Below are 9,530 nucleotides of genomic sequence, written 5' to 3' on the forward strand. Positions count from 1 at the left end.
CCGCGGTTTGCTTTCGTCCACATCGCTTCCATGCCCTCGTCGAATCAAATCAACAGCATGGAATCACAAACGATTCATATCATTCAACTTCTTTGTGGACCGACACTAATACCAACCTGCGGTGATAGGGACCTATTCGATGGCGCTGAACGGGCAGGTCCGGCCAGGAGCGGCGCGCAGTTCGATGCGGCGCATCGCGCGTCGTCCCGCTCTTCGCCGCGCATCGGCGCCAAGGTGCCGGCAATGGCCGGTCGAATGGGTTCCTATCACCGGAGGTTGTTATAAGCCTGGATGGATGTAGTTTCGATTTAACTGTGTCAGATGTTGGAAAAATAGAATGGGGCGGCTTGGTTGGCCTCTACGGCTTCCAAGACCTCCATAAGATACTTCTGTTTGTCCGATTCCAGACGCTCCAAGAGTTTCCTCGGCGTGGTTGTGTTCGGATCGTTCCGGGCGCCCCAGAGGATGACTTCAAGCAGTGTCGGGATAAGTTCGATACCAGTTTCAGTGAGCTCATATCGGTATCTTCCTTTTGTTGAAGGATCGGAAACTTTTCGAATTATGTTTTTTTCTTCCAGGCTTTTCAGTCTGTCAGCTAGAATATTGGTGGATATATTTTCTTGAGCCTCCAAAAATTCTCCGTAGAAGCGCCGCCCTTTGAAAACCATGTCCCGAACGATCAAGAGTGACCATTTGTCCCCGATCGCGTCGAGGGAAAAGGCAATAGGACAGCCGGATTGTCTCTTGTTAGTCTTGCTCTTGGCCATTCTGGCATCTCGCTCGTTGTCGTTCACCTCACTGTAAGAAATCCAACTTGCATTATGCAAGGCCTGTGGTAGGCTTGTAAAATGCAAGCTGGTTCAGGGAGAACGAGTGTGCGGAACTTTGTAGTTTGGTTTGATATTCCGGTGAGAGATTTGGACCGCTCGGTCAAGTTTTACGCCGAAGTGATAGCGACTGACCTGGCTGTCGTGGAGGGTGCTCCGGGTCGGCAAGCCAATTTTCCATTTGCGCCGGGAATCGCTTCCGGCTCGCTGCGGGAAAACAAAGAACACAAGCCAGGTGCCACCGGTACGATGGTTTACCTGGACGGAGGGGATGATTTGTCCGTTCCGTTGGCGCGGGTTGAAGCCGCAGGCGGCACTGTGATCAAAGGCAAGACCGCGATTGGCCCGAACGGTTTCATGGCCATTTTCAAGGACTGTGACGGCAACACGGTCGCACTTCACAGCAGAAATTGAGCTGGGTCAGATATGGAAATTGCTATCAAGAATAACAATCGTAGATGGATGATGTACTCGGCTTTGGCGGGGCTTGCATTTTTCATGTTTGCAAACTTCACAAACTTTTTTTCCGAGCTGAATGTTATCTCAGGCATCATACAAATCGGGATCAATCTCTTCGTTTTTACCACCTGGTTGCGGGGATTTCTGTCCAGCCAAGGAAGAGAAAGATTCATTGCCTTCTTCGGGGTTGCCGCGCCACCTATTCTGGCCGCGATTACGACGTACCGCGTAATTGGCCCATACCTACTTCCTAACTGAACACGTGAAAATCTGTTCTCTGTAGGCATTGGCAAAAACGGCCGTTTTTATTCCGGCAATGGCGAAGACTGAAAGCGCTCGAAAATCAACGGGTACAACCCCCGGCAAAACTAGGCTTACATTTGGCACGTTTTTTGCCACCGTGCACGAAGCTGCAATTTGCTGCTCCCAGAAGTTGGTCTCTATGGGCTCGATTCTGCCCTTTGNAAACTAGGCTTACATTTGGCACGTTTTTTGCCACCGTGCACGAAGCTGCAATTTGCTGCTCCCAGAAGTTGGTCTCTATGGGCTCGATTCTGCCCTTTGCAGTCTCGCCGCTTGGGCGGACTCATTCGTCTCGGTCAATCCACTAGCGTGGTTGTGCCCCTACCGCGTCGGGACCGGATGCTCACCGCGATAGTCGTAGAAGCCGCGGCCGGTCTTGCGGCCGAGCCAGCCGGCCTCGACGTATTTCACCAGCAGCGGGCACGGCCGGTATTTGGAATCCGCCAGCCCGTCATAAAGCACCTGCATGATCGACAGGCAGGTGTCGAGGCCGATGAAATCGGCAAGCTGCAGCGGCCCCATCGGGTGGTTGGCGCCGAGCCGCATCGCAGTATCGATGGACTCGACCGAGCCGACGCCCTCGTAGAGCGTGTAGATCGCCTCGTTGATCATCGGCAGAAGGATGCGGTTGACGATGAAGGCCGGAAAATCCTCAGAGACGGTGATCGTCTTGTCGAGCGCGGTGACGAATTGCCTGGCGCGCTCGAAGGTCGCGTCCTCCGTCGCGATGCCGCGCACCAGCTCGACCAGCTTCATCACCGGCACCGGGTTCATGAAGTGGATGCCCATGAACCGCTCGGGCCGATCGGTCGCCGAGGCCAGCCGGGTGATCGAGATCGACGAGGTGTTGCTGGCGAGGATCGTCGCCTCGGACAGGTGCGGACAGATGTCGCGATAGATCTTGCGCTTGACCGTCTCGTCCTCGGTCGCCGCCTCGATGACGAGGTCAAGGCCGCCGAGAGCCGCGGGATCGGTCACGGTCGTGATGCGGCTCAGCGCCTCGGCCCGCTCGGCCTCGGTGATCTTTTGCGACGACAATTGCCGGTCGAGCGCGGCGCTGACACGCTCGAGGCCGGCGGCCGTGCGATCCGCCGCGATGTCGTAGAGCGTGACATCATAGCCGGCGAGCGCGGCGACATGGGCGATGCCCGCGCCCATCTGGCCCGCGCCGACGATCCCGACTTTGCTGATCCTGTCCGCCATCTCGCCTTCAACCGCCTCCCGGATTTTATTGCGCCGCAACAGTAGTGCTCACCCGCCCCGCCGTCAAAGGCGGCGCGGCGACGCTCAGAGCTTGTCTTTCAGCTCCGGCAGGATCTGGAAGAGATCGCCGACCAGGCCGTAGTCGGCGACCTGGAAGATCGGCGCTTCCTCGTCCTTGTTGATCGCCACGATTACCTTGGAATCCTTCATGCCGGCCAAGTGCTGGATCGCGCCGGAAATGCCGGCGGCGATGTAGAGGTCGGGCGCCACCACCTTGCCGGTCTGGCCGACCTGCCAGTCGTTGGGGGCGTAACCCGCATCGACTGCCGCGCGGCTGGCGCCGATTGCCGCGCCGAGCTTGTCGGCGACGGGCAGGATGAATTCGTCGAACTTTTCCTTCGAGCCAAGCGCCCGGCCGCCGGACAAAATGATCTTGGCGCTGGTCAGTTCCGGCCGGTCGCTTTCGGCGAGCCGTTCCCCGACGAAGCGCGACAGGCCCGGATCGGCGGCGGCGTCCACCGCCTCGACCGAGGCCGAACCGCCCTCACCGGCGGCCTGGAAGCCGGCGGTGCGCACGGTGATCACCTTCTTGGCGTCGCCCGACTTCACCGTCTGGATGGCGTTGCCGGCATAAATCGGCCGCTGGAAGGTGTCAGGACCGTCGACGGCGACGATGTCGGAAATCTGCATGACGTCGAGCAGCGCGGCGACGCGCGGCATGACGTTCTTGCCCGAGGTCGTCGCCGGGGCGACGATGGCGTCATAGGAAGCCGCAAGCTTGACGATGAGGTCGGCGAGCGGCTCGGCGAGGCCGTGCGCGTAGGCGTCCGCGTCGGCGTGCAGCACCTTGGCGACGCCGCCAAGCTTCGCCGCGGCCTCCGCGACGGCGCCGGAGCCGGAGCCGGCGACGAGGACATGCACGTCGCCACCCATCTGGGACGCCGCCGCCAGCGCCTTGGCGGTCTGGTCGGACAGGGCGGCATTGTCGTGTTCGGCGATGAGAAGCGTGGTCATGCTATTGTCTCCCGATCGAGGGCAGGTTCCGTCTCAGGTCCGGACGGAGCAGCGAATGCAATGGGCGGAGCCGGTCGTCTCGTCGCAAGTCGGACGGAAAACCGGTGGCCACTTTTCCTGGACTTGCTTTAGAGGACTCCGGCCTCGTTCCTCAGCTTGTCGATCAGCTCGTCGACGCTGGCCAGTTTGACGCCGGCCTCGCGCTTCTGCGGCTCGACCGTCTTCAGCACTTCCAGGCGCGGCGCGACGTCGACGCCGTAATCGTCCGGCGACTTTTCCTCGAGCGGCTTCTTCTTCGCCTTCATGATGTTCGGCAGCGAGGCATAGCGTGGCTCGTTGAGGCGCAGATCCGTGGTCACCACCGCCGGCATCTTGATGTCCACGGTCTGCAGGCCGCCATCGACCTCGCGCGTCACCGTGGCCCGGCCGTCGGCGAATTCCACCTTGTTGGCGAAGGTGCCCTGGCTCCAGCCGAGTAGCGCGGCGAGCATCTGGCCGGTCTGATTGCAATCGTCGTCGATCGCCTGCTTGCCCACGATGACGAGGTCGGGCTTTTCCGCGTCGACCACGCCTTTTAGGATCTTGGCGACGGCGAGCGGCTCGGTCGGCTGGTCGGTCTTGACCAGGATGCCCCGGTCGGCGCCCATCGCCAGCGCGGTGCGGATGGTTTCCTGCGCCTGCTGCGGGCCGACGGAGACGGCGATGATCTCGCTCGCCGTGCCGGCTTCCTTGAGGCGGATCGCCTCTTCCACCGCGATCTCGTCGAACGGGTTCATGCTCATCTTGACGTTGGCGAGATCGACGCCTGATCCGTCCGGCTTGACCCGGATCTTCACGTTGTAATCCACCACCCGCTTGACGGCGACGAGAACTTTCATCGGCGAAGACTCCCCTTGGTCGACCCGGAGCGATCCGGACGCTTGTTCCGTTGAACCTCAGCCTGACCCGCCGCTCGCGAGCGCCCAATGAATTGGGAGGAGATCAGCCGATTGTCGCAATGCGATAAATGACGGTTACGTAAGTGTCAAAAACCCTTGCGTCTCAGGCCGCTTAGTGACGCCCCGGCCGCCATCTTTCAAGCCCCGCGCTCGTCTTTCCGCTTGAGTTCCACCGCGCGCGGCGTCTCGATCCGGCTGTCGAACAGCGGAACGCCCTTCTGGCGCAGCACCAGCGTCAGCGCCGCCCCGGCGAAAATGCCGCCGGCATGGGCCGCATAGGAGACGTCCTCGCCGCCCGCGATGAACAGCGCGAACTGCCAGCCGATCCAGATCGCCAAAAGCAGCCAGGCCGGCAGATACAGCGGGATACGGCCGAAGGCGAGCACCCACACCCAGACCCGCGGATGCAGCATCAGATAGGCCGCGGCGACCCCCGACACGGCGCCCGACGCCCCCACCAATGTCGCCTCGGAATCCGGCATGACCATCGCGTGCAGCCACGCGCCGGCCGCCGCGCAGGCGAGATAGAACAGGAGGAAGCGCAGATGCCCGAAGGCGTCCTCGACATTGTCGCCGAACACCCAGAGAAACAGCATGTTGCCGAGAAGATGCCAGAAATTCAGATGCAGGAAGGCGTAGGTGACGAAATTCAGCGCTTCCGGCACCGCCACATAGTGCGGCGGCAGATCGGCGTAGCCGTTCACCACGGCCGGGATGAAGCCGTAGGTGATCTCGTAGGCGGAGAGCAAGGCGCCGGTCTCGCCGGTCGCCGTGAACACCAGATAGATGACGACGTTCACGACGATCAGGCCGACCGTCACATATTGGAAGCGGATGCGCCGCAGCCGGTTGGCGTCGTAGATGGGCACGAACACGATCGCGGCGTTCCTTTTCTGGGAGCCTTGCCTCTTCTGCGAGCCTTGTGGCCCGCCCCTTACCGGCTCTGGCCGGGCACCCACAGAACGTCGCCCTTGCCGTCGTCATTGGCAATACGGGCGGCGACGAAAAGATGGTCCGACAGGCGGTTGATGTATTGCAGCGCCGCCGCCGAGACGATCTCCCCCTCCTTGCGGGCCAGTTCCACCATCAGCCGCTCGGCCCGGCGCGCGACGGTGCGCGCGTGATGCAGATGCGTGGCGGCGGGCGAGCCGGCCGGCAGCACGAAGGAGCGTAGCGGCTCCAGCCGCGCGTTCATGGCGTCGATCTCGCGCTCCAGCCGCTCCACCTGCGACGGCACGATCGCCAGCCGCTCATAGGGCAGCGGGTCGCCCGTCTCGGGGGTCGCGAGATCGGCGCCGAGATCGAACAGCTCGTTCTGGATGCGGGCGAGCATGGCGTCGAGCGCAGCATCGGCGGAGAGCCGCACGATGCCGACAATGGCGTTCAACTCGTCGACCGTGCCGTAGCTCGCGACTCGGATGTCGAATTTCGGCCGCCGCTCGCCGGTGCCGAGCCCGGTGTCACCGGCATCGCCGGTCCGGGTGTAGATCTTGTTCAGCTTGACCATGATGTCTCCGATTTCGGGCATCATAGGTCATGTCGCGGCGGGCGACAGGGGCCTGCGGGGAAAAGAACGCACCGGCGCTCTCACGGCCTTCGCGCCGGTCCTGCGACCTACGCCTCGAAGCGGCCCGTATCGTCACGATCCCGCTCGTATCGTCTCGTGAGCGGAAACGGCGGCAACCAGGATTCGCGGCGGATGGTCCAGAGTTCGTAGGTTGGCATCAATTGGTCGGGGGCATCCAGCGATCCCAGATTCACCTCGATCTCGTCGCCGCTGCGGCCGAAAACCGACGAGCCGCAGCGCGGACAGAAAAATCGCCCGGCATATTCGCGTGTTTCGCCCGCGATCGTCACCGCATCCCGAGGGAATATCGCGGAGGCGTGAAACAGCGCCCCGTGATGCTTGCGGCAGTCGAGACAGTGGCACAGGCCGACCCGGTACGGGCGTCCCGACGCCACGATCCGGACGTCGCCGCACAGGCAACCGCCGGTGAATCGGTCCATGCTGCGTCTCCTCTATAAATCCAGCGGTCCTGCCGACCAACCGGGTTCGGCGCGCCGACGATGCCCCGCGCCCCCGCAAATCCGACTCGGCCACCGGTGCCGAGCCCGGTCTCGCCGGTTTTGGTGCAGATCGTGTTCGGCTTGACCGTGATGTCTCCGGGTTGGCAGGAGAATAGGGGAGGATGGGGGTGGGGGACAGGTGTAAAAGGGGGGATGACGCGGCGGCTGGCGGCCAACGCGACAGACCCGGGTAGGAGGTCTCATGCCATGTGGCTGCCGTCGAAGTCATTTCGACGCTTCGACAAAGCGAAAGCCTCGACTTTTGCGCTTCTTATCGATGTGCATTTGAGAACCGCCTTGAATTATCTTTCAAACACGAAATAATTCTAAGAATTGCGATCATCTGGGGGATTTCGGTGCGACCATCAAAAAATGTCTGGCCCGACACAGCGGGAAGCAGGGGGGTTCTTTTCTTCGCACAGCTGATGAGGGAGATGCTTACTGCTACTACCTTTGAAAGCTTCCGGGTCTATTCTCTCGACACCACGGCACGACTGAAGGAAGCGTTGCAGCTTTGCGATGACATACGGCGGCAAAGGGTTCCGCAGGCCGCGCTGGAGCCAATTGTCGAGGAGTTGGTCTGGTCGTTCGGAAAAGATTCTGCGGCGAAAGAACTGGCAGAGCCGGAGATCGAATCCTTAATGCGCATTATGAAGGAAAAAAGATTTTCTATTGAGTCAATCGCTTCTCATATTCAACTGATATTAAAACTTACCTCAAGATTTTACAAAGAGAAAATTGAAGAAATCATCTTGATCAAGTTCGATAACCCCAAGAACCGAATAGAAACACGAAAATTATCTGGATTCTATTGTAGTTACCTTATCAATCTTGGATACTCCCGGCATCATATACTTAGTGTTGTCAATGATTTCTTTTTCTCGAAGGATATACAGAGAATTGGCCGCAGCACTTTGTCCCGGTTTTTTCGTGAGTTCGATGGCAAGGAGAAGCGCTTTATTATCCTCGCTGCGGTGACGCGCGACCTCGGCGCGTACCTGCAGCGGCTCGGGTACGTGATCCGTCTGATCGAGGATTTGAAGGATGAGGAGATCAATACCCTCCAGCAAAATTCCAGTCACGAGAATCTACCCACCGTCCTCGAGATCCAGTTGTCCCACCTGGATCCGCATGGAGCCATGGACGCCTGCTATCAGATGCTCAGCGCCCAACGGGCGATCGCCTACCTCGATCCCTACGGTATGGAAGTCGAGTGGGGCAGCACCATGCAGGTTACCCGTCTGCGGGCTCTAGACGGGGTAGCTATCACGAAGGGCGATTTCCTCTCAGCACGGAAGCGAACGGCGCGCGGAAGGTTACGGGTCCGCACCAAGACGATCAGCAACTATGCACGGAGCATCAGAGAGAATTTCGATGCACCTTCCACCGAGCGACTGCTTAGTTCCATCAGGACCGCCGCACTGGCCCGGTCATCGGGTAGTCCGGAAAATCAACTTATATCGCATTGGTCAGCCGTAGAGGTTCTACTGAGCGAACCCAAGGACGAAGCTCGGATCGTTCATTACGCATCCATAATTGTGCCCTGCATCGTTTCTCGACATAGCCAGCGACAGGTCAATGCAGTCTATGAAGAACTTCTCATCGGCCATCGGACAAAATTCAACCGTCTACTGCGGAGCATGCCGGGTTACAAGGAGACCTCACCCTACCGAGCGTTCTCACAGCTTATGTTCCTACCGGAGTACGCCGACCGTCGAGAGACCCTAATCGCAATCTTGAGATACAACCCGCTAGCACTCCACAGAGTATGGAAGCTTCATAACGATTATAGGGATATGAAGTCGGCTAATCGGACGATTAGTGATCACGAAAACCGGGTGCGCTGGCAGATACATCGGGTCTATAGAGCTCGAAATCAGCTTGTTCACGCGGGGCGGACGCCTAGCTACCTTGAATCAGTGATACTGAATCTAGCCGAATACTATCAATCCTCGATTGCAACGATTGTTAAGCGAGCGAAGCGGGAGGATGGAAATTCCGATATTGATCAAATCGTCGCCGAAATTGGCATAAAATACGATATATCTCGAATCTCACTAAACAATCGTACAAACAGTTCTTTAAATGCTGACCAAGTAGAAATGATAATGGATTGGCTTTAGTTAAAAATCGACAGTTTTTCCCTGTCGGAACGCCTACAATATTCGAACTAATATTGCTGGGCGAAGAAAATCTGAAACTTTATTGCCATCCAAGATAACTTAACGTCGTCTTCGGCCAACATGCAAACGTCTGCTGCGCTATGCGCCACGCTCAAAGTCGCCCGTCTGCTTCCAGCCCACCCCCAAAAAAATTTCTCCCCACCCTTTTGACCTCCTCCATAATCCCCTCACCGCCGGCCCACGGAACGGGCGCGAATGATCACCGGGATCGTTCGGGGGCCGGCGGGCGGTGTCCGCGACGGGGTTTCTTCCGGAGAAGGCCCGGCCCGGACGGCCCTTTGCTCCCGCCGGCCAGAGGGACCCAATTCCAAGCGGCACGAGCCGCCAATCCATCGCCGGCAAGCGCGCCCTCTCGCCCCTTGTGGGAGAGAGGGGGCGCCAAGCCTCGACACCTCGGCATCCTCGGTCTCGGCGATTGGCGAAGCCGTCTAATACCAACGGGCGCTGATCAAGACCCATGCGCCCACTCTCGCATTCCGATGGACGTGATTTTCCAGGGCTGATCGACGAGCTTGTTCCAAGCTGCGCAGCAGTGG

The 9,530-nt window shown here is 59.3% G+C and carries 11 protein-coding genes; 4 read left to right on the plus strand and 7 right to left on the minus strand.

Going from position 1 to position 9,530, the window contains the following annotated elements:
- Positions 1–285: hypothetical protein (locus VSX60_RS21255; RefSeq protein WP_327626250.1), on the plus strand; the 285-nt coding region annotated here is incomplete at its 5' end.
- A gap of 32 nt (positions 286–317) precedes the next feature.
- Here VSX60_RS21255 and VSX60_RS21260 read toward each other — a convergent pair.
- A complete protein-coding gene (locus tag VSX60_RS21260; protein ID WP_327626251.1) occupies positions 318–767 on the minus strand; it encodes a winged helix-turn-helix transcriptional regulator in 450 nt (149 codons plus the stop codon).
- 108 nt (positions 768–875) lie between these two features.
- Here VSX60_RS21260 and VSX60_RS21265 point away from each other — a divergent pair, with 108 nt between their 5' ends.
- Positions 876–1,241 (plus strand): VOC family protein, encoded by a 366-nt coding sequence (locus tag VSX60_RS21265; RefSeq protein ID WP_327626252.1) that lies wholly within the window; start codon positions 876–878, stop codon positions 1,239–1,241.
- A 12-nt stretch (positions 1,242–1,253) separates the two neighbouring features.
- Positions 1,254–1,544, plus strand: coding sequence for a hypothetical protein (locus VSX60_RS21270; RefSeq protein WP_327626253.1), 291 nt, complete (start codon positions 1,254–1,256; stop codon positions 1,542–1,544).
- A 366-nt stretch (positions 1,545–1,910) separates the two neighbouring features.
- Here the strand turns inward: VSX60_RS21270 and VSX60_RS21275 are convergent, their stop codons facing one another.
- From VSX60_RS21275 to VSX60_RS21300, 6 genes are all read right to left on the minus strand, one after another.
- Positions 1,911–2,792, minus strand: coding sequence for a 3-hydroxybutyryl-CoA dehydrogenase (locus VSX60_RS21275; protein ID WP_327626254.1), 882 nt, complete (start codon positions 2,790–2,792; stop codon positions 1,911–1,913).
- An 84-nt stretch (positions 2,793–2,876) separates the two neighbouring features.
- Positions 2,877–3,806, minus strand: a complete 930-nt coding sequence (locus VSX60_RS21280) for an electron transfer flavoprotein subunit alpha/FixB family protein (protein WP_327626255.1) — start codon at positions 3,804–3,806, stop codon at positions 2,877–2,879.
- A 128-nt stretch (positions 3,807–3,934) separates the two neighbouring features.
- Positions 3,935–4,684, minus strand: a complete 750-nt coding sequence (locus tag VSX60_RS21285) for an electron transfer flavoprotein subunit beta/FixA family protein (protein ID WP_327626256.1) — start codon at positions 4,682–4,684, stop codon at positions 3,935–3,937.
- A gap of 197 nt (positions 4,685–4,881) precedes the next feature.
- Entirely contained in the window at positions 4,882–5,619 is a 738-nt protein-coding gene (locus VSX60_RS21290; protein ID WP_327626257.1) for a rhomboid family intramembrane serine protease, read from the minus strand.
- A gap of 59 nt (positions 5,620–5,678) precedes the next feature.
- A complete protein-coding gene (locus VSX60_RS21295) occupies positions 5,679–6,251 on the minus strand; it encodes a cob(I)yrinic acid a,c-diamide adenosyltransferase (protein ID WP_327626260.1) in 573 nt (190 codons plus the stop codon).
- Between the two features lie 107 nt (positions 6,252–6,358).
- Positions 6,359–6,751, minus strand: a complete 393-nt coding sequence (locus VSX60_RS21300; protein WP_327626258.1) for a GFA family protein — start codon at positions 6,749–6,751, stop codon at positions 6,359–6,361.
- A 269-nt stretch (positions 6,752–7,020) separates the two neighbouring features.
- Between VSX60_RS21300 and VSX60_RS21305 the strand changes: the two genes are divergently transcribed.
- Positions 7,021–8,934, plus strand: coding sequence for a hypothetical protein (locus VSX60_RS21305; protein WP_327626259.1), 1,914 nt, complete (start codon positions 7,021–7,023; stop codon positions 8,932–8,934).
- The last annotated feature ends 596 nt before the right edge of the window (positions 8,935–9,530 follow it).

Origin of the sequence: Aurantimonas sp. A3-2-R12, assembly GCF_036016755.1 — a bacterium.
Classification (GTDB): Bacteria; Pseudomonadota; Alphaproteobacteria; order Rhizobiales; family Rhizobiaceae; genus Aurantimonas; species Aurantimonas coralicida_A.

Coding starts and splice junctions, on each gene's coding strand:
- VSX60_RS21260 (WP_327626251.1), bottom strand. CDS start 767: ATGGCCAAGAGCAAGACTAACAAGAGACAATCCGGCTGTCCTATTGCC.
- VSX60_RS21270 (WP_327626253.1), top strand. CDS start 1,254: ATGGAAATTGCTATCAAGAATAACAATCGTAGATGGATGATGTACTCG.
- VSX60_RS21275 (WP_327626254.1), bottom strand. CDS start 2,792: ATGGCGGACAGGATCAGCAAAGTCGGGATCGTCGGCGCGGGCCAGATG.
- VSX60_RS21280 (WP_327626255.1), bottom strand. CDS start 3,806: ATGACCACGCTTCTCATCGCCGAACACGACAATGCCGCCCTGTCCGAC.
- VSX60_RS21285 (WP_327626256.1), bottom strand. CDS start 4,684: ATGAAAGTTCTCGTCGCCGTCAAGCGGGTGGTGGATTACAACGTGAAG.
- VSX60_RS21295 (WP_327626260.1), bottom strand. CDS start 6,251: ATGGTCAAGCTGAACAAGATCTACACCCGGACCGGCGATGCCGGTGAC.
- VSX60_RS21300 (WP_327626258.1), bottom strand. CDS start 6,751: ATGGACCGATTCACCGGCGGTTGCCTGTGCGGCGACGTCCGGATCGTG.